Here is a 20,319-nt window from a genome sequence, read left to right as displayed (position 1 = left end):
CTGAAAAATAATCAATCTATTTTTTACCACATACCTCATCACGCGTTGGGCGCCGTTCCGGGAACCAGCCGAACCCCTTGAGTCTCAGGTCCTGTCCGCTGAGCATAGAAAGAGGGGTTACTTTTCCATCCGGTTTGTCCAGAAAGGTGATCTTCCGGATATCAGTGTCATTCATATAGATATCCATCTCGCTGCAATCGGTCCGGTTCTGTCCTATCATCTTTTTGTTATCCCGTACATAATAAAGTGTTTGCCCGTTTCCTTCCACATGTATTTTATACAATTCATTTTTTATAAAATATCCGGTCAGTCTTTTGCCTTTTATCTGGTTGAAGCGAATGGTATCCTCGGCGGAAATCATGAAGGCCGCGCCTTCCACGTAGAGTTTCCTGATTTCCCCGCCCCCGGTTTGAATTCGGATCTGTTCTCCTGATATTTGCATTTTCTCTGACCACAACAGCGGACGATGATACAATACCATACCTGAATCGCGGTATTCATAGACCAGAGAGTCACAAGAGCCTTGCAGGTCACTTTTGTAAATTTTCACTTTACGATACGCTTTGAGCAGCCTTGCTTTCCGGTCCGGGTACATGGCACCGGCAGAATCTTTCATCTCAAAAGAGGAGTGAAGGGTGTCAGCTCCCAGATACAGTGTGTCCTCCTCATAAACCTGGGTCATGAATGCCTTTCCGCTCACGAAGGACGTGCCGCTTTGCTCATAATATTCTGCGAATTGCCCCTGAATGGTGACTTTCTCCGCCGAATCAATGATCAGGATGTTGTTTTTCGCGCGGCCCAGCCCTTTTTTCCGGTCATAAAATAAACTGTCGCCCCTGAGCATCTGCTTTCCCGACAGGATATAAGAATTCCTTGAGAACCGGCTCAGGTCATTCCATGTGTCGTAATAGCCGTCTTCACAGTAGATGAAATTCCCGGGGGAAGTAATGGTGGTAGGGCCATGGAACCACGCTACTTTGGTTTGGGTATTGTAGCGGAGGGTGTCACTCTTCATAGTATATTCCGGATTTACCAGTACTACGTTTTTTTTGAACCCCAGCTCTTTCCCTTTCGTGAAATAATAGCCGTATTCGCTGGTAAGAATGTTCTCAGAAGTTTCAATCTTTCCGCCTCCGGTATAATTAGCAACCTGTTCTTTGATATCGAAATAGAGAACCTGTGTGGTCAGGGTCATTTCCCTGTCCATCATCCGGATGTTTTTCTGCAATTCTGCCTTCCGGGTGTTGCCATTATATTTCAGCACATCGCCATAAAGATGAATGCTGTCGCCCTGGGATATATGTACATTGTTAAAAGCTTCCAGTGTCTGATCGTCATAGAGCCAGGCGCTGTCGCAGAACATTTCTACACCCTCGTGGCGGAATCGGACGTTGCCGATCAGACGTGTTGCTCCCTTGCCGATATTTTTGCTGAAGGATGTTCTTTTGGCGGAAAACTCGATCTTCTTCTTGCCGCCTTTTTTTTGTGCATGTACGAGGCAGGGAGTTCCCGTCAGAAGGAAAAGGAGCGTCAATAGCGGAAGCCGGTTCATAAAGGGACCTGTTCGCCGCAAGAATCAGACCAAAACGCCGTTACGGATGATCGTCTGTTTTCGGTCGGGTCCTACCGAAACAATGGAAACGGGAACGCCGGTTTCTGTTTCGATAAAATGGATGTAATCCAGTAATTCCCTGGGCATATTTTCAGCACTGCCAACCGATTCAAGAGATCTGTTCCAGCCTTTCAGCTCTTTATAAACTGGCCGGGCTTCCACCTGACAGAGATCGAAGGGCAATTGATCTGTTTTTTTTCCACCTACCTCGTAATGGGTGCAGACCTTGATGGTGGCAATAGGATTGAGTACGTCGGCTTTCATCATGATCAGTTCGGTAACCCCGTTGATCATAATGGCGTATTTCAGTGCCGGCAGATCTAACCAGCCGCATCGGCGCGGGCGCCCGGTGGTGGAGCCGAATTCATTGCCGGTTTTGCGGATAAGCTCACCGGTGTCATCTGTCAGTTCCGTAGGAAAAGGTCCGCTGCCTACCCGTGTACAATAGGCTTTGAAAATACCGAGTACTCTTCCGATGCGGGAGGGTGCAATTCCCAGTCCGGTACAGGCTCCTGCACAAATGGTGTTGGAGGAGGTTACGAACGGATAAGTTCCAAAATCAATATCGAGCAGCGATCCTTGTGCGCCTTCTGCCAGCACCGTTTTTCCTTTTGCCAATTCAGCATTGAGGAAATGCTCGCCATCAATATGGTTCAGTTTATTTAGTTCTTCCACACACCGGAAAAATTCAGGTTCATGCTCCTGCAGATTATAAGTGAACCCGTATGCATCCAGGATCTGCCGGTGTTTGTTTACCAGTTGCTGATACTTTTCTTTAAAATTCGGCAGTTTAATATCTCCCACCCGGAGTCCGTTTCGCCCGGTCTTATCCATATATGTGGGACCAATACCTTTAAGCGTGCTTCCGATTTTTTCTTTGCCTTTGGCTGACTCAGAGGCTGCGTCAAGGAGGCGGTGGCTGGGAAGAATAAGGTGGGCCCGGTTGGAGATAAGCAGCTTTTTCTCTACCTCCACTCCCATTTTTCGCAGGGCACTGATCTCCTTATGGAATACCACAGGGTCCAATACCACCCCGTTTCCGACCACGTTCATACAGTTTTCTCTGAAGATGCCCGATGGTATAATGTGCAGAACATGCTTGATTCCGTTGAATTCAAGAGTATGCCCGGCATTTGGTCCGCCCTGGAAACGGCAAACCATGTCGTATCCCGGGGTGATAACGTCCACAATCTTTCCCTTTCCTTCGTCGCCCCACTGTAATCCTAACAGTACATCCGCTTTCATGCTTGTTATTTGAGTTTTGAGATGGCTTTATCTACACTTTCTGTTACGGTAAACACGGTGTTCAGTTTAGTAATCACGAGGAGCTCTTTTACTTTGGGAGATACATTCGCGATGATTGTTTCGCCACCGTTTTTACGGGCACGGGTAAGCATATTGATCAGTACATTCAGCCCGGAAGAATTGATGTACTTCAGCTCACCCAGGTCCAGTACTACTTTCAGTTTTCCGGAAGCAATCAGCTTGTCCGTTTCCTCTACAAAGGCGGCAGCCTGGTTCTTATCAATGAGTTCGCCGTGCAGGCTGCACACAACGATACCCATTTCTTCTTTTACCTGATGACTGAATTGCATACTTCTTATTTTTGATTTTCACAATTCCCTTCGGAGGCCAGCCGCTTGCATTTGCCGAAGAGGTTGAGGCTGTGATGACTGATGTCGAAGTTAAGAATTTCTCCGGCAGTTTGCTGAATCTGCTGTATACGGGGGTCGCAGAATTCAAATACCTTACCGCAATCCTGACAAATGAGGTGGTCATGCTGCCGGTACTGAAAAGAGCGCTCAAACTGTGCCAGATTTTTCCCGAACTGATGTCGGGTAACCAGATTGCACTCCAGGAGTAACTCAATTGTATTATAAAGCGTGGCCCTGCTTACTCTGTACTTTTTGTTTTTCATGTGGATGTACAGACCTTCAATATCAAAATGCCCTGAATGGGAATAGATTTCGTCGAGGATCGCGAAGCGTTCGGGTGTTTTCCGGTGGCCGTTTCGTTCCAGGTATTCGGTAAAAATGCCTTTCACCCGCAGGTGAATGTCTTTCTTTTCGGGCATGCCTAAAGATAAGGAAATTAGGCTCAGGTGCTCAGTTGGTGTCCATCCTGCTGACCGTCAGAACTCCCTGAACCTGTTTGAGTTTCTGCATCAGGCCGGTCAGGTGATCCGTATCATGGACAAAAACCATGATGGTTCCGTCGAATATACCATCGTCGGTATCAAAAGAAATAGAACGCATGTTCACATTCAGCTCTGAAGAAATGATCTGTGTGATCCGGTTCACAATGCCCATCTCATCTATGCCGGTAACCTTGATCCCTGCCAGGAAGGAGATCATCTCCTGATTCATCCAGCGGGCTTTCACAATGCGGTAAGCATAGTTGCTCATCAGTTCCAGGGCATTGGGACAGTTGACCCGGTGAATTTTAATTCCGTCGCTGATGGTAATGAATCCGAAGACATCGTCGCCGGGAATGGGGGAACAGCAGGGAGAAAGTTTATAATCAATTTTTTTAAGGTTTTCACCAATCACCAGCATATCGGTTTTTCCTCTTACGCCCGCTACAATATCTTCCAGATTGGCTTTTTCGGGTTTTTTGTTGGGGGTGGTCTGATGGGTACGTTCCTTCTCCCGCTGTTTCTGGTACTCTTTAAGATGTTTCAGGTCAATCACTCCCCTCGCTATGCGGTAGAACAGTTCCTGGGAGGAGGGGAGTTTGAAAAAATTTGCCACATCATTGATGTTCTGTACAGTAAATTCTATTTTAAGGTGGGTGAATTTCCGTTCCAGCATATCTCTTCCTTCGTCGGCAATTTTTTTCTTTTCTTCTTTGAGCGCTGCTTTAATCTTTGATTTCGCTTTGGCGGTTATCACATAGGTGATCCAATCTTCCTTAGGTGCCTGTTTGCTGCTGTTGATAATCTCCACCTGGTCACCGCTGTTCAGTTTGTGGGAAAGCGGCACCAGCTTATGATTTACTTTCGCCGCAATACAGGTCTCTCCTACCTTTGTATGAATATCGAATGCAAAGTCAAGTGCTGTGGATCCGGAAGGCAGTGTACGCATTTCTCCTTTCGGTGTAAAGACAAAGATTTCATCGGCGAAGAGATTCAGTTTAAAGTCATCAATAAAGTCCAGGGCATCTTCTGCCGGACTTTCCAGCATTTCCCGGATACGACGGATCCATTCCTCAAGCTGGCTCTCTCTTTCCGCAGCGCTTTCCTTGTATTTCCAGTGTGCTGCCAGTCCTTTTTCGGCCAGTTCATCCATTCGGGTCGTACGTATCTGAACCTCCACCCAGCGGCCGTCTGGTCCCATTACCGTTGTATGCAACGATTCATATCCGTTGGCTTTAGGTGTGCTTACCCAATCACGCAGTCGGTCGGGGTTCGGCTGGTAGTGATCCGTTACCACAGAATAAACCCTCCAGCAATCGGCTTTTTCCCTTTCACCTTCCGAATCAATAATGATGCGGATGGCGAAGATGTCAAATACCTCTTCAAAAGGTACTCCTTTGCTTTTAATCTTATTGGCAATGGAGAAAATGGATTTCGGGCGGCCAAAAATCTTGAACTTTAGTTTTGTCTCTTCCAGGCTATCCTTAAGCGGGATGATGAATTTGTTAATGTATTTCTTTCGTTCCGGTTCGCTCTCCCTCAGTTTTTTCTCAATGTCAAAATAGACTTCAGGCTCCGTGTACTGAAGCGAGAGATCCTCCAGTTCGGTTTTAATGGCATTCAGCCCGAGACGGTGGGCGAGGGGTGCGTACAGGTACAATGTTTCGGAGGCGATTTTCAGCTGTTTGTCTCTCTTCATGCTGCTGAGGGTTCGCATATTGTGCAAACGGTCGGCCAGCTTAATGAGTATCACGCGTACGTCGTCGCTCAGTGTGAGCAGCACTTTCCGGAAATTCTCGGCCTGTATGGATTTGGAAGCGTCGAAAACTCCCTGAATCTTGGTAAGCCCATCAATGATCTGGGCTACCTTGTCTCCGAACATGCCCTGGATATCGTCCAGAGAAAGATCCGTGTCTTCAACTACGTCATGAAGAAGCGCACAGATAACGGAAGTGATTCCAAGGCCAATCTCCTCAGCACAGATGCGTGCAACTGCAATGGGATGGTAAATATAAGGTTCCCCGGATTTACGCCGCATATCTTTATGAGCCTCCAGCGCCAGTTCAAAGGCCTTCCGGATAAGCACACGGTCGCCCTTCTCCTGCTTTCTCTTGCAGGCGCGTAGCAGAGAACGATACCGTTTGAGGATCTCCTTTTTCTCCGCTTCGAGATCAATCAAAGCGTCTCCCATATCAGTGTAAAGTTACGGAATGCAGGGAATATTTACCGGTTTTTGGTCTCATTCCTGAGTACTTCCAGAAGGGTGTCGATGGTTGAAAGATGTGTCCGGAATGCGAGGCAGGCAAAGCGCAGCCAGACCTCACCATCAATCCGCGTGGAGGATATGAAAACTCTTCCGTCTCTGACAACCTTTTCCTGGAGGGCCAGGTTGAACGCATCTGCATCCCCCTGCTTCGGAATAAAACGGTAAATCACCACTGATAGATCCGGTGGCGGTCCCACCCGGAACCCTATCTTTTGTAACTCTTCATGGAAATACAAGGCAAGCAGTAGTTTTTCCTCCAGGCAGGCGGTAAAGGGGGCGGTGCCGTGTAACAGCAAAGGAAGCCAGAGCCGCAACCCGCGGAAATGTTTGGTGAGTTCCGGTGACAGGTCTGCGGGAGAGAGTTCTTCGTTTGCCTGTAATGAATCCTGCATGTAATTCGCTGTGTACCGGTGGGAAGCATTGAGGTGCAGCTTGTTTTTTACCAGCACCGTACCAAGGCCATACGGGAGAAAAAGACCCTTGTGCGGATCAATGGTAAGCGAATCCGCAAGGCTCATGCCTTTCAGTTTTTTACTTCCTTGGTCGGTCAGTACAAAAAAACCACCGTAGGCGGCATCCACATGCATCCACATGCCGTTCGCTCTGCTAATTTCGGATAAATCTTCCAACGGATCAATTGCTCCTGTATCGGTGGTGCCGGCATTGGCAACCAGAAGAAAAGGGTCAAGCCCTGCCGCTTTGTCTTGTTGCAGAAGTTCTTTCAGGTGATCCGGTTTCATTCGGAAATTTGAGTCGAGGCGGACATGCCGGTGAACGCATTCAGACAAGCCGGAAATGCGGATCGCCTTCTGTACAGAATGATGACTCTGTTCGGAGAGATAGATCACGGAGCTTCGGATTTTTTCCGGACCAATATTTTTTGCGTCCCTCGCGGTTACAATTGCCATGAGATTGGCCAGACTGCCTCCCGAAGTGAGGTTGCCGGCGGCTTCTTCGGGAAATCCCGTGATGCGTGCCATCCACCGGATCAGAAGATTTTCCATTCGCACGGCTCCCGGACCGGCATAGAAAATTCCGGCATACCGGTTAAAGATATCCGCCAAATAGTCTCCCAGTGCTGAAAAGTATATTCCGCCTCCGGGAATATACCCCAGGTGTCCTCCGGATGCAGGATTCAGCCCGGGAGTATCAACATCTTTCTTCAGCGCGTCCAGAAGTGTGCCGATAGGTACAGGGTCATTTCCGGGAAATAAACCTCCAGGTATTTTTGATCCTGGGCGGGGAAATTCAAAGGCAGGCAGGGTGTGGATAGCGTTAAGAAATTTCTCCGCATACTGAACCACTTCCTCACGCACTTCCGCCCGAAAGGCGGGGGAAGGTTCCAGTAAAGAGGAGACTTGTTCAAGTGAGTGCAGCTTTCTTCTGTAGTCCATACCGGCGAAAGTAATAAATGTACCTTTGTGTTGTGAAGAAGTTTGATGTACCTTCTTTTTACCGGAGTCCGGTTATTTCGCGGATGAAAGCTCTGCAGGCTATGCAGGATCCCCGGCGGGAGAGCCTTGAGCCGATGCTGTTGGATTTAGGACCGGTTCGTTTTTTTATTCCCCGGCATTTTGGTTTTTGTTACGGGGTGGAGAATGCCATTGAAATTGCCTTTCGCGCTTTGAGTGAAAATCCGGGCAAAAGGATTTTCCTCGTTTCTCAGATGATACACAATCCCGCCGTCAACCGGGATCTGGAAGAGCGGGGGGTCCGTTTTTTGATGGACACTGCCGGGAAGGTAATCATCCCGCCGGAAGAGATCTCCCCCGAGGATGTGGTGATCATCCCTGCTTTCGGCGCATCGGTGAAAGTTGTAACTATGCTGCAGCAAAGAGGATTGGAGTTAAAAAAGTATGACACGACCTGCCCGTTCGTGGAGAAAGTTTGGAACCGGTCGGCCCGGCTGGGAGAAGAAAAATATTCGGTAATCATACACGGGAAGGCAGAGCATGAGGAAACACGGGCAACTTTTTCCCGCAGCAGCCTGCATTCGCCTTCTCTTGTGGTACTTAACAGGGAAGAGGCTTTGATTCTCACGGGATATATTGAAGGAAAAGTGAATGCGGAGGAAATTCTAGAGGTATTCAAGGGGAAATATTCCCCGGGTTTTGATCCTGTCAAACACCTGCAAAATGTGGGTGTTGTCAACCAAACCACCATGCTTGCATCAGAGACGGAGGAAATCGCCGGGCTCTTTCGGAATGCAATGATGCGCCGGTATGGAAAGGAGAACCTGAAGATGCATTTTGCAGATACCCGCGACACATTATGTTATGCTACTAATCAAAACCAGGATGCAACAATCCGTTTGGCTGAGAAGGGTGGTTTCTGTGCTTTCGTGGTCGGGGGATACAATAGTTCAAATACTACACACCTGGTTGAGATTCTGGAAAAGAAGATGCCGGTTTATTTTATTCAATCGGCCGCTTCCGTTCAGAAGAACGGAGAAATTATGCATTTCAATATACACCGGAGGCAAGAGGAGAGTTCTGTGTTAAGTTTTCCGGCAAAGGATCAGACGGACATATTGATCACCTCCGGGGCCTCCTGCCCGGATTCCATGGTAGACGAGGTGATCCGGCAACTGGCTGCGTTGTTTCCCGGAGCATTAACACCTGAAGAAGGGCTGGGGAAGCTGGGACTAAGTTAAAAGCGGATTCCTGCAGTGAAGGCGGCTCCTAACCCGCCGGTAATGTCCGGCAAGGCGAGTCCTGTCAAATAATACGATTGCACATTCAGTTTGAAACGCTTTGCGAATTTCACTTCCGCTTCCATGCCCGCATTGAGCCGTCCATAGCCGCCGTATGACACATTCAGCGCAGTGAAAACATCTCGTGTGATATTCCAGCCAAAGGAGCCGTAGTAAAAGGGGCGGGCATTTGCCATAAAACGGTAATTGATCCCTTTTTCAACAATAAATTTCTTACCATAATAGGTAGTGGCCCGGATGCTGAGGATGGCAGGAAGAAATGTAAGATAGGAGCCGGTGGAATAGTTCATGTTGTTCTTCCATACGGAATCAGCATTCATCTGCGGAAAGGTTCCTTCCTGCAGATCGAAGAGATTATCTACCTGTACACCTTCAAAATGTAAGAACGTATCGAGACGGTGGTGCAGTGATCGTTTATTCCAGGCAATAAAGCCAAAGTCATTGAGATCCACACTCAGCACACCGCCGTGAAACCAGGTCACGTACGGAAATTCCCAGTACATATCAGCCGAAACTCCGAAGCCGTTGAAGGCACCCGGTCCTCGGTGGGCCGTGTCGGTTTGGTGAGATTCCATCCGGGTGCTGAGGTCAATAAAGGTTCCGTCAGGCGCGGTATACAAATCAGCTTGTTTCACATCCAGCTGGTAATTCTGTTCTCCTTTCAACAGCGAAATCGCAAAACCATGACCACGTCTCGTGGAGTCCGCTTCCCAACTGATACCGAACTGCAGCTGCTGATACAGAAGCATATTTAACCTGAAATTGCCCAGATCGAGCGTTTCGCCGGCCTTATCAGCGTTTCCGAAAAAAGCCAAGTGAAAGAGATCATGGGAGAAAATTCCGTTGGCATGCATCCGGTCAAAAAGGCCGGCCTGCAGATGAATTCCTGTTTTACCAAACAGACTGTCGGGGCTGTAATTCCATTGAATTCCGTAAGAAAGATCCGCGCCCCATCGCGAAATGTACCGCGTGCGATCCCTCACCTTGGATTTGAGGGCACTGTCCAGATAATTTCCCAGGTAAAACGCGTGGAAGAAGCGGCCTGTGATGGCGTCGGAGTTGAAAAAGGCGTCGCTCCTGAATTCAATTTCATGCTTCAGGGATGAATCCTGCTGTGCAGAAAGAGCGTTGGTCAGGAATACTAAAAGAATTAGAATGCGGCCAGGCATGACCCGAAAATACGATTTTGCATGCAATCAGGTCTTTTGCTTTTTTTTCCGGGCGGCCGGAAAAAGAATGTTATTCAGAATCAGCCGGTAGCCGGGGGAGTTGGGATGCAGGTTCAGATCTGTTGGAGGATCTTCAACCCGGTGCTGGTAGTCTTCCGGATCGTGCCCTCCATAAAATGTCCATGTTCCTTTTCCAAAATCGCCGTGAATGTACCTGGCTTCGTTGGCGGATTTTAATTCCCCCATCACCAGTACCTCCGGTTTCAGGTACTTTTTATTAAAGGAAACCGTTTGCCCCCAGAAACCGCGGATCACCGTTTCATGATTCTGGCAGAGCATCGTTGGAATGGGATCCCATTTGGCGGAAAAATCAAAGAGTGTAAAAAGGTCATTTTGCTCCACGAGATTATACTGACTCCGGGTGAAGTAGGTGTCAATATCGGAAAACTCATATTCACTTGGATTAGATTTGAGACGGAATCCGGTGAAGGCAAAGCACTTGGAATAGTCTAGTTTGTTAGAGGCATTTGGATCGGCGCCGTCACCATCAAACATGCTTTCACAAATATCAATTCCTTCTGCCGCAAGGGCAATGTCGTATGAGTCGGTGGCACTGCACATGGCGAATAAAAATCCTCCTCCGGCCACAAAATCCCGGATTTTTTTTGCCACCGCAAGTTTTAGTTCGGATACTTTGGAGAATCCGAGCGCCTTGGCACTGGCTTCGGAATTTCGCTGCTCCTCCTGGTACCAGGAGGCAAAGCGGTATTGCGCCCAGAACCGCCCGTATTGGCCGGTGAAATCTTCATGATGGAGGTGGAGCCAGTCGTATTTTAATAACTTGTCCTGAATCACCTCTTCATCATAGATCACATCATATGGGATTTCAGCATAAGTGAGTACGAGTGTTACCGCATCATCCCATGGTTGTTTAGTCTTCGGAGAGTACACGGCAATTTTCGGAGGTTTCTCCAGTTTCACGGCATCCATGTTCACTTCCGGGTTGGCCATCTCAGCCAGAATGGCGGTGCTTTGTGCATCGGCAATCACATCTGCGGTGACCCCGCGGAATATACATTCACTTTCAAATTTCTTATCGTACTTGATCATAAAGCTGCCCCCGCGGTAATTCAGCAGCCATTGCACGTCCACTTCCTGTTTCAGCACCCAATAAGCAACCCCATAAGCCTTAAGGTGATTCTTTTGGGTTTGATCCATGGGGATAAGCAGGTAAGCCGCATGCCCCACCACAGAGAAAAAAAATGCCGTCCAAAAGAAGACAATTCGCTTCATAAGCCTTAGAACGGAAAATTACAAAAAAAGTGCCGGAATTTGCCTAAAATGGGGTTTCGTCCTCCTCAATGTCCCGGCTGTTGTCCCATTTCTCGCTCTGACGGGTGATCGTATTAGGGTTATCGAGAAAAGTATTGTCCGGATTGATGGTGTTTACCTGAGTTGCCGTGCCGGTATTAACACTGCTCATGCCCGCTCCTGGTTCAAGCTCAACGAATTTGGCAAGGGTATCAATGAAGCGGACATTCACACTGGTAACGGGACCATTCCGGTGCTTCGCGATAATTACCTCGCATATTCCATGGGTGGGATTCCCTTTTTCGTCCTCAAACATACCGTAGTACTCCGGGCGATGCAGGAAAACTACCATGTCCGCATCCTGTTCAATGGCTCCTGATTCACGAAGATCGCTTAGCTGAGGTTTCTTTGAACCCGTCCGTACTTCCACCGAGCGGTTCAGCTGGGAAAGGGCAATGATGGGAATGTTGAGTTCTTTCGCAATACTCTTCAAAGATCTCGAGATCGTACTCACTTCCTGTTCCCGGTTGAATTTATTGTTTTCTCCTCCTGCATGCATAAGTTGCAGGTAGTCAATAACGATGAGTTCTACTTTATGCTGATGCACCAGTTTCCGCGCTTTGGCACGTAACTCGAAAATGTTCAAGGCCGGAGTGTCGTCAATAAAAATTTTGGCATCCGCCAATTGGGTGATCTTAGTATTCAGTTGCTGAAATTCATAATCTTCCAGCTGGCCCTTTTTCAGTTTTTCTGCCGGCAATTCCGTTTCACTGGAGATCAGTCGGTTCACAAGCTGAAGATTGGACATTTCCAGAGAGAATACCGCCACGGGTTTTTCTGCCAGCACGGCCGCGTTGCGGGCCAGAGAAAGGACGAAGGCTGTTTTACCCATTGCCGGACGGGCAGCCAGAATGATCAGATCCGATTTCTGCCAGCCTGAAGTAATCTTATCCAGCACAGTGAAGCCGCTGGGCACTCCTGTGATTCCTGTTTTCAGCTGCCTTGCTGCCTCAATTTCCTTGATGGCCTTCCCCATCAGAGTGTGGATATCGTCGTACTGCTTTCGAACGTTCCCATCAACAATGTCGAAAAGGCCTTTCTCGGCTTTATCCAGCAAATCGAACACATCGGACGATTCTTCGTAGGCGTCGCGGATAATCTCCGTAGAACTTTTGATCAATTCACGCTGAATGTATTTCTGGGCAATAATACGGGCATGATATTCCGCGTTGGCTGCAGACGCCACCCGGTTTGTGAGTTGGGAGATGTAATAAGCTCCACCTACAATCTCCAGTTCTCCGCTTTTTCTTAGTTCCTGTGTAACAGTGAGAATGTCGATTGGTTCAGATTTGGAGAACAAGCGTTGTATGGCGGAAAATATCCGCTCATGCGCCTCTTTGTAAAAACTTTTCGGCTTAAGAATCTCAATGACCGCAGTCAGCGCGTCCTTGTCAAGCATCAGCGCTCCCAAAACCGCTTCTTCCAGATCTACGGCCTGCGGCGGCAGTTTCCCGATCTCATAAAGCTGCTGTGAGATTTTGCTGAATGCCTCTTTGCGTGTATTGACCCGTTCCTTCTTTCGCTCGTCCAGATTGCTCATGATTCAAATGCTTTGTACAAAAGTACCTTCCTGTTTTTTTTCGCTGTTACCTGCTGTCGGAAAGTTGATAGGGAGGAATTAACAACTTCAAGTAATACTTCAATTGTCTCCATAAAGTTACAAAAGCCGCGTGTTTACTGGCAGAGAGGGCAAATAACTTATGAACAGGAGAAATTTGCCTACCTTTAATCGTTGAAATGTTTTCGGACAAATTCTATGAAATTCAGGTGCTTTTACTGGTTCCTTCTCGTTCTTGCTCTGGGATCCTGTAAGAAGGATGATCAGCAATCCACTCCTCCTGAGATCAATTTCCTGGAGCCGGCGGATAATACGGTATACAACGTGTTTGATACCATTCATATAAAGTTTGAAATTTCTGATAACGACCGCATCGCTTCAGTTGCAGTTAGTCTGCTGGATGCTTCCAACGTAGTGGCCATGCCGGCCGTAAATGTAAATCCGGCAGGTAATCCTGCCACTATTACCCTGGATTATATATTGAGCGATATTCATCTTGCCTCTGGTTACTATTACATAAAAGTGTATGCCAGTGACGGGAGCGCGGGCACCTATAAGCTCCGTCAGATTTACATTAATGAGGCCCCGCTCGTTCTCCTGAATCCGTATTTCGTCAGTATGCCCAATCCGAATACAAGGGAGTTATATAAAATTGACACACTGCAGAATATCGTCCCATGCGGCACTTTCTCCGGTGATCTGCTGGAAATGGAAATAAGCTCATGGTATGGGGATTTGTACTTTGGCGGACATTATACCGGTAGCACCCAGGCCATTGAACTGGATGATAATTCGGTTTCATGGACCATCAGCCCTGTTGTTTCTTCCAATCCTTATTTTACAGACATCATGGTGAGCGGGAAGTACCTTTATGTTTCATTTTATGACGGACGCATCAGGGGGTATACCAACAGCGGTAATGTCATGTACAATTCTATTGCGGCACCTAACTGGACTGTTCGCAGAATAGGAACACATACGGGAAACTACATTGTAGCGGATATAAAGGAACTCACTTCGGCATTCCGGAAAATAATTTTATTCAACGGTTCTACCGGCGCTGGCATACAGGAAACCTACATGTATCAGGATGTAGTTGCGTTTTATTCAAAGGACAACAATGACATCTTCTGTTTTGGGAACGATGCAGGCCAGGGAAAGATGGAGATTTACCAGGTGAGCACAAATGGTTTCTGGACCCCGTATCCGGTTCCATCGGGTTCCATCAATTCTGTGGCCCGCGTAGATGCAGGAACATATCTAATTGCGCACTCTAACGGAAATATTTACAAGTACACCTATTCGAATAATAGTTTTCTGCCCCATGTGCCGGGAGTCAATGCCTCAAAAGTGCTGTACGATCCCGCAGGACAATACATTTTTACCATCGAGGGAAATTTGATCCGGCGCTACAATTACCAAACCGGTGCACTGATCAATACGATTACGCATTCGGCACCGGTCACGGACCTTGAACTGCGTTACAATAAGTAACCCTGGCCAAAGGACCAGGGCTACTGCAGGAATAAACGAATGTTATTTTACTACTTTTCCGCGGAGCTTGAGCACGGTTTCACGCAGAGTGTCAAGATCTTTTGGTCCAAAGGTGGTGTTGTAGGCCATGTTCTTGAGAACAGATTCTGATTCAGTAAAGGCCTCATTGAACGTTTTGTAGTCTGCATTGCCTTTATACTCATCCAGGAGTTTGCGGACGTGCTGGTAAGCGGACACATAATTCCATACTTCCATATACAGTCCTTTTGCTTTCGGATCATCTTTCTTGCTGTGAAGCATTTCAGTGGCAAGATAAAGCCCTTCCACCCAGCCGCCCAGAACCATCAGTCCGGCAAGCTGCATTCTCTCATTGGATCGCATGTGGCGCTCTGCCTTTTTATACGCGTGATCAATCATCACATCCTGTGTGTCTGTTTTACCAAGGCTGGATATCAGCTGCTTATTGAAGTCCTGGTCAAATGCCGAGGCAACTCCAACCTGTTCTGCCAGCCGTCCTACTGCGCCCAGGTATTCCAGCGCATCCTGCGGGTTGTTAAAGGCGCAGGCATAGCCAAGGGCTGCTCCTAATACACCCATTCCGAATGCTTGCTCCGGCTTGGTGGAATAAGATTTTGAACTGGAGGTAAACAATCCCTTATTATAGGAGATTCCGGCATTGCTCATCTTTTTACCTAAAGCAGATGGGCTCGGGAAGTTCACGGAGATCAGATCCATGCTGATCTGAGCGCCGAAGTTTACACTGTCCTTGGTTTCCTGATAATCCAGGGGCTTTACTTCTGATTCCTGGCCGCCGCAGGAAATCAGTCCGGCTGTAAATGATACAGCAAGAAGGGTCGGGAAGAGAGTTTTCAGATTCATGGTTTAAGATTGATGTGGCAAAAATAAGATTTTAAGGGAATTTCTAATCGGTTAATTCGTTTACCACTCCCATGGAGCAGAATTTGCTGATTCGTTCTGCTACCAACTGATCCGGTGTCTTCTGTTTCAGTTCCGCAAGGGTTTGAATAATACATTTTTTTACTGTTGAGAATATTTCATCATGATTGGTATGGGCCCCTCCGAGAGGTTCCCGGATCATCCCGTCTACCAGGTGATTGTTGAGCATATCGCCGGCGGTGAGTTTAAGTGCGTCTGCTGCCTTTTCCTTGAAATTCCAGCTTCTCCAAAGAATAGAGGAGCAGGATTCCGGTGAGATAACGGAATACCACGTGTTCTCCAACATGAAAACCCTGTCGCCGATACCGATTCCGAGCGCCCCGCCTGATGCACCCTCTCCGATTATAATGCATATTACCGGAACCCGCAGTTTGGCCATCTCAAAAAGATTCCGGGCTATCGCCTCGCCCTGCCCGCGTTCCTCCGCTTCCAGCCCCGGATAGGCCCCGGGAGTATCAATAAAAGTGACAATCGGTTTGTTGAATTTCTCTGCCAGTTTAAAAAGCCGCAAGGCCTTACGGTAGCCTTCCGGATTAGCCATCCCGAAACGACGAATCTGACGCATCTTCGTATTGATGCCCTTTTGCTGGCCAACAAACATCACGGTTTGCCCGTCTACCTCTGCGAATCCTCCCACCATTGCCTTATCATCCCATACATTACGATCTCCGTGTAACTCCATAAAGGTATTGTCACTCACGGCGTTGATATATGCCAGTGTGTAGGGCCGGTCGGGATGGCGAGAAACCTGAACTCGCTGCCAGGCGCTTAGATTTGAATAAATCTCTTTTCGCGTATCTTCGATTTTCTTCTCCAGTTCCGCTACCGCCTGGCTGATATCTACCTTTGCTTTTTCTCCGGTTTCCTTCAGTTTTTCCAGCTCCCTGCTGAGTTCCTCGATCGGTTTTTCAAAGTCCAGAAATGCCATCTCTTTTTTTTCGGAAAGGCTAATGTAAAGATAATTTTGATTTGGTCGTTTCTTGCTGATTAACAGTGGAATGTCTTACTTTTGGGGGTGCTTTTTTTCCCGGGATCCAAAATCAATATCGGTCTTTCTGTGGGCGGGCCCCGTTCAGACGGATACCATTCTATCCGGAGCGTTTTTTTTCCAATCCCTTTTACAGACATTCTCGAGCTGACCAGGTCGGAATCCTATTCCTTTGTTCAGACCGGGCACCATCTTCCGGGCCCTTCGGCGGAAAACCTTGTATGGAAAGCCCACGAGTTACTCAGAAGCCGAACGGATCTTCCCCCTTTGCGAACTCACCTTCATAAAATTGTTCCGGCGGGGGCCGGACTGGGGGGGGGGTCTGCAGATGCGGCCTGCTTCCTGAAGGCAGCGCTGAGGATTTCAGGTAGATCCTTACCAGACGGGGAAGTGGAGAATATGGCTTTAGAACTGGGCAGCGACTGCCCGTTTTTTCTCCGGAGTGGACCGCAGTTGGTGGAGGGCAGGGGAGAGATTATGTACGATACAGGACCGGATCTAAGCGGGAAATACCTGGTGATTTTATTTTCCGGTATACATGTTTCAACAGTAGAGGCCTATCGCGACCTGAACCGGAAGGAAGGAAATTCGGTAACTGAATTCCATGCCGGTAATGTTGACATTCAGGAATGGGGCAAAAGAGTATGGAATGATTTTGAAGAATCAGTGTTTTTGAAGCACCATGAATTGGCGCACCAGAAAAAGCGTTTGCTGGATGCAGGGGCGTTCTATGCATCCATGTCCGGTTCGGGTTCAGCGGTATTTGGGCTGTTTGTTAGGCCGCCGGGAATAACCGGCACAGACGTGGTGTTTTCCGGAAAGCTCTAGGCAAACTTCTTCGCGTCCTCGAGAAATTGTTTTAATCCATTGTCCGTGAGCGGATGCTTGAGCAGAGCCAGGATCGGTGCCAGCGGGCAGGTGGCTACATCGGCGCCTATCTTTGCACATTCGATGATATGCATGGGATGGCGGATGGAGGCTGCAAGAATCTGTGTTTTGTAACCGTAGTTGTCATAAATAATCCGCAGGTCTGCGATCAACGCCAGTCCGTCCGTACTCACATCATCAAGACGGCCGAGAAACGGAGAAACATAGGTGGCTCCGGCTTTAGCGGCAAGTAAGGCCTGGCCGGGTGAAAATACAAGTGTGCAGTTTGTTTTAATTCCTTCAGATGTAAAATGCTTTATGGCCTTTATTCCATCTTTGATCATAGGAACTTTTACCACAATTTGCGAATGTAGTGCCGCCAGTTTTTTTCCTTCCCTGATAATGCCCTCGTAATCCGTGGCAATCACCTCCGCACTTACGTCTCCCGTAACAATCTTGCAGATGTCTGTGTAGTGCTTCATCACGGCAGCTTCTCCTTTAATGCCTTCTTTGGCCATCAGGGACGGATTGGTTGTAACTCCGTCAAGAATACCAAGGTCCTGCGCCTCTCTGATCTGATCAAGATTGGCCGTGTCAACAAAAAATTTCATTGGAAAATGTTTCGGTAAAACTAAAAATGAAAGCCCTCCGGAGAGGGCTTAAGTATTAACAAAATATCCATAGCGTGTCAGTACTTGCTGCCAAACACTCTCTTTAAGATGTCATTGACGCGGGCAATAGGATCCTTCCGGATCTTGAGTTCTTCGTCGGCCAACAGGACAAAGAGGCCTATAATAGCCCTGTCCGTAACGTAGGCATCCAAATCGGGATTCTGCTTTTCAACACCGGGAATTTTATTATACGTTGAGATAACAGGATTCCAGTATTTGGTCAGTTCCACCCGGTTCAGGGCATCTTTTACTTTAGGAAGAAAAGTGCTTTTGAGTTCCGGAGTTGTTTTGTCTTTGAGATAATTGGTTGCGGCATTGTCACCTCCTTTAAGAATTCCGAAACCGTCTGCAATACTCATATTCTTAATTGCATTCAGGAAAATAGGTCCGGCATCTTTGCAGGCTTCTTCTGCTCCGCGGTTCAGTGTAAGGACAAACTTGTCCACTTTATCCTTAAAGCCAAGAGCTTCCACTTTCTCTTTCACTTTTATAGCTTCGGGTGGAAAGGGTACGAACAGCCGGGGATTTTTGTAAAATCCGTCCAGCTTGGAGGCCTTAAAGGTTGAGCTATCCGTTCCTACGCTCAGTGCGCTCCTCAGTCCGGCGATCACCTCATCATTGGTGAGCGGATTTTCTGTTGGAGTGGTATTGGTATTCATCACCTGATTAAGCTGGTTCAGCTGGGTGCTCGTACAGGAAATCACCGCAACGCCCAGGCCTGCAAACAGAAGATACGTCAGTTTTTTCATGTTCATGCGCTTGGTTCGGCCTCAAACCTACAAATATTCGGCCAAAACTCTACTTTTATCCCATGCGGGCTGAGATCATTACGATAGGCGATGAGATTCTGATAGGACAGGTTGTGGATACAAATTCAGCCTGGTTGGGCGAAAGACTCAGCCTGGCCGGCATTCAGGTAACCCGCATCACAAGCATTCCGGATGAGCGCGAGCAAATAGTGTCCGCGCTTCACGACGCCGAGAGGCGGTCAGATATTGTACTGATTACCGGCGGTCTCGGCCCTACGCGTGATGATATTACCAAAACTACCTTCTGTGAATACTTTGAGGATCACCTGGTGCTGAATCCCTCCGTTTTGAACCAGGTAGAGGAAATGTTTCGATCACGTGGGCTGCCTATGCTGGAAGTAAACCGGCAACAGGCCATGGTGCCTTCACGTTGCAAAGTATTAAACAACACGATGGGTACAGCGCCCGGAATGTGGATGGAAAAGAATGGGAAGATTTTTATTTCCATGCCGGGTGTTCCTTATGAAATGAAGGGCATCATGAGCGGCCAGGTGATACCCGAATTCAGGCAGCACTTCAGCTTGCCTCAGATTTTTCACGCAACCGTTCTTACGCAGGGTATCGGAGAGTCTTTTTTGGCCGCGAAAATATCTGAATGGGAAGATGCGCTGGCGTCGGAGAAAATCAAGCTTGCCTATTTGCCCCGACCCGGTCAGGTCAGGCTGAGGCTTACTGCCACTTCTCAGGACGGGAAGGAACCCAAAATTCGTGTAGAGAAAAAAATCGAGGAGCTGGAGAGAATTATACCTGATTATATTTTTGGGAGGGAGGTATTCGGAGAAGGGGAGTTTACGCTTGGACAAGCTGTGGGTGAAAGGCTTCGTGAAAGAAGCGCAACAATGTCTGTAGCGGAGAGCTGCACAGGAGGATTTCTTGCACATCTTATTACAGAGATTGCCGGCTCATCGGATTATTTCATGGGCTCAGTTACAGCGTATGCAAACAAAGCAAAGGAACAATTACTCGATGTGAAGAGTGAATCTCTGATCAGATTTGGTGCAGTGTCTGAAGAGGTGGCAATGGAAATGGCTGAAGGGGCCGCCCGCCGTTTTGGAACGGATTACGCTCTTTCCACAACGGGAGTCGCTGGTCCTTCAGGCGGATCAGAAACTAAACCTGTAGGGTTTGTGTGGATTGGCATTCATACGCCGCAGGGTGTGCGGGCTGAGCCAATGCGTTTTGGTAAAGACCGAATCAGAAATATTGAGCGGATGTCAAGAGCTGCGCTGGAATGCCTTCGCAGAGAGTTGGGAAAGTAAAAGTGCCCAGGGCGAGACTCGAACTCGCAATCCGTGAGGAATACGCTTCTGAGACGTACGTGTATACCAATTCCACCACCTGGGCAATGCTATGTTTTCTAAGGTATGACCAGAACGAGAGTTCCCCTCAACCGTACGTTTCACCCACTGCCTTGGGTGATCGTCTCGTCTCAGGTTTTTCCTGTCGGAAGTGCCCAGGACGAGACTCGAACTCGTAAGTCTTGCGACATACGCCCCTCAAACGTACGTGTATACCAATTCCACCACCTGGGCAGGCACTCAGTTACCCGGCTTCTTTTCCAATCTTCCTGCCGGAATACAAGAACCCGAAGCGGGGCTAAAACCTTGAAAACTATTTCAATGAACCAATAAAAGGGAGGCAAAGATACATGAATTATTTAAACGGAAACAGGAAGGTGTGCTTCACAGAAATTGAGAAAAAAAAGACCCG

Annotated in this window: 17 protein-coding genes and 2 tRNA genes; 4 read left to right on the top strand and 15 right to left on the bottom strand. The window is 48.0% G+C overall.

The features are described from left to right. Positions 1-16: 16 nt before the first annotated feature. Genes IT233_09985 through IT233_09960 form a run of 6 tightly spaced genes read right to left on the bottom strand, consistent with a single transcriptional unit; the run spans position 17 to position 7,406 of the window. A complete protein-coding gene (locus IT233_09985) occupies positions 17-1,552 on the bottom strand; it encodes an organic solvent tolerance protein OstA (protein MCC7302960.1) in 1,536 nt (511 codons plus the stop codon). A 24-nt stretch (positions 1,553-1,576) separates the two neighbouring features. Further along, the gene (locus tag IT233_09980; GenBank protein ID MCC7302959.1) at positions 1,577-2,857 is read right to left on the bottom strand and encodes an adenylosuccinate synthase; all 1,281 of its coding nucleotides are present in this window, start codon (positions 2,855-2,857) and stop codon (positions 1,577-1,579) included. A gap of 5 nt (positions 2,858-2,862) precedes the next feature. Continuing rightward, entirely contained in the window at positions 2,863-3,207 is a 345-nt protein-coding gene (locus IT233_09975; protein ID MCC7302958.1) for an STAS domain-containing protein, read from the bottom strand. A 5-nt stretch (positions 3,208-3,212) separates the two neighbouring features. Further along, on the bottom strand, positions 3,213-3,686 hold the full coding sequence (locus IT233_09970) for a transcriptional repressor (protein MCC7302957.1): 474 nt from the start codon (positions 3,684-3,686) through the stop codon (positions 3,213-3,215). 31 nt (positions 3,687-3,717) lie between these two features. Continuing rightward, a complete protein-coding gene (locus tag IT233_09965) occupies positions 3,718-5,937 on the bottom strand; it encodes a bifunctional (p)ppGpp synthetase/guanosine-3',5'-bis(diphosphate) 3'-pyrophosphohydrolase (GenBank protein MCC7302956.1) in 2,220 nt (739 codons plus the stop codon). A gap of 32 nt (positions 5,938-5,969) precedes the next feature. Then, positions 5,970-7,406: an aminotransferase class I/II-fold pyridoxal phosphate-dependent enzyme gene (locus IT233_09960; protein MCC7302955.1), complete on the bottom strand. Its 1,437-nt coding sequence runs from the start codon at positions 7,404-7,406 to the stop codon at positions 5,970-5,972. Between the two features lie 32 nt (positions 7,407-7,438). Between IT233_09960 and IT233_09955 the strand changes: the two genes are divergently transcribed. Beyond that, a complete protein-coding gene (locus IT233_09955; GenBank protein ID MCC7302954.1) occupies positions 7,439-8,665 on the top strand; it encodes a 4-hydroxy-3-methylbut-2-enyl diphosphate reductase in 1,227 nt (408 codons plus the stop codon). Here IT233_09955 and IT233_09950 read toward each other — a convergent pair. From IT233_09950 to dnaB, 3 genes are read right to left on the bottom strand one after another with little or no spacing between them, the layout of a single operon-like run. Continuing rightward, positions 8,662-9,894, bottom strand: coding sequence for a hypothetical protein (locus tag IT233_09950; protein MCC7302953.1), 1,233 nt, complete (start codon positions 9,892-9,894; stop codon positions 8,662-8,664). The genes IT233_09955 and IT233_09950 overlap by 4 nt on opposite strands. A 27-nt stretch (positions 9,895-9,921) precedes the next feature. Next, the gene (locus IT233_09945; protein ID MCC7302952.1) at positions 9,922-11,187 is read right to left on the bottom strand and encodes an asparagine synthetase B; all 1,266 of its coding nucleotides are present in this window, start codon (positions 11,185-11,187) and stop codon (positions 9,922-9,924) included. 43 nt (positions 11,188-11,230) lie between these two features. Next, a complete protein-coding gene (gene dnaB, locus IT233_09940; GenBank protein MCC7302951.1) occupies positions 11,231-12,805 on the bottom strand; it encodes a replicative DNA helicase in 1,575 nt (524 codons plus the stop codon). Between the two features lie 216 nt (positions 12,806-13,021). On the opposite strand from dnaB, the gene IT233_09935 reads away from it, so the two are divergent. Then, positions 13,022-14,317, top strand: a complete 1,296-nt coding sequence (locus tag IT233_09935; protein ID MCC7302950.1) for a hypothetical protein — start codon at positions 13,022-13,024, stop codon at positions 14,315-14,317. Positions 14,318-14,359: 42 nt separating this feature from the next. Here the strand turns inward: IT233_09935 and IT233_09930 are convergent, their stop codons facing one another. Beyond that, on the bottom strand, positions 14,360-15,196 hold the full coding sequence (locus IT233_09930; GenBank protein MCC7302949.1) for a hypothetical protein: 837 nt from the start codon (positions 15,194-15,196) through the stop codon (positions 14,360-14,362). Between the two features lie 43 nt (positions 15,197-15,239). Continuing rightward, positions 15,240-16,202, bottom strand: coding sequence for an acetyl-CoA carboxylase carboxyltransferase subunit alpha (locus IT233_09925; GenBank protein ID MCC7302948.1), 963 nt, complete (start codon positions 16,200-16,202; stop codon positions 15,240-15,242). A gap of 87 nt (positions 16,203-16,289) precedes the next feature. On the opposite strand from IT233_09925, the gene ispE reads away from it, so the two are divergent. Beyond that, a complete protein-coding gene (gene ispE, locus IT233_09920; GenBank protein ID MCC7302947.1) occupies positions 16,290-17,090 on the top strand; it encodes a 4-(cytidine 5'-diphospho)-2-C-methyl-D-erythritol kinase in 801 nt (266 codons plus the stop codon). On the opposite strand, the gene fsa is transcribed toward ispE, so the two are convergent. Both fsa and IT233_09910 read right to left on the bottom strand, forming a co-directional pair. After that, entirely contained in the window at positions 17,087-17,740 is a 654-nt protein-coding gene (gene fsa, locus IT233_09915) for a fructose-6-phosphate aldolase (GenBank protein MCC7302946.1), read from the bottom strand. The genes ispE and fsa overlap by 4 nt on opposite strands. A gap of 77 nt (positions 17,741-17,817) precedes the next feature. After that, a complete protein-coding gene (locus IT233_09910) occupies positions 17,818-18,549 on the bottom strand; it encodes a DUF4197 domain-containing protein (protein ID MCC7302945.1) in 732 nt (243 codons plus the stop codon). Between the two features lie 62 nt (positions 18,550-18,611). Between IT233_09910 and IT233_09905 the strand changes: the two genes are divergently transcribed. Continuing rightward, positions 18,612-19,868 carry a competence/damage-inducible protein A gene (locus tag IT233_09905; GenBank protein ID MCC7302944.1) on the top strand — a complete coding sequence of 419 codons (1,257 nt, stop codon included), beginning with the start codon at positions 18,612-18,614 and terminating at the stop codon, positions 19,866-19,868. A 3-nt stretch (positions 19,869-19,871) separates the two neighbouring features. On the opposite strand, the gene IT233_09900 is transcribed toward IT233_09905, so the two are convergent. Further along, a tRNA-Leu gene (locus IT233_09900) sits at positions 19,872-19,953 on the bottom strand. Between the two features lie 106 nt (positions 19,954-20,059). After that, positions 20,060-20,141: transfer RNA gene (locus IT233_09895), tRNA-Leu, on the bottom strand. Positions 20,142-20,319: the final 178 nt, after the last annotated feature.

This window comes from Bacteroidia bacterium (assembly GCA_020852255.1).
Taxonomy (GTDB): domain Bacteria; phylum Bacteroidota; class Bacteroidia; order JADZBD01; family JADZBD01; genus JADZBD01.
This window is presented reverse-complemented; position numbering and strand designations above follow the sequence as displayed.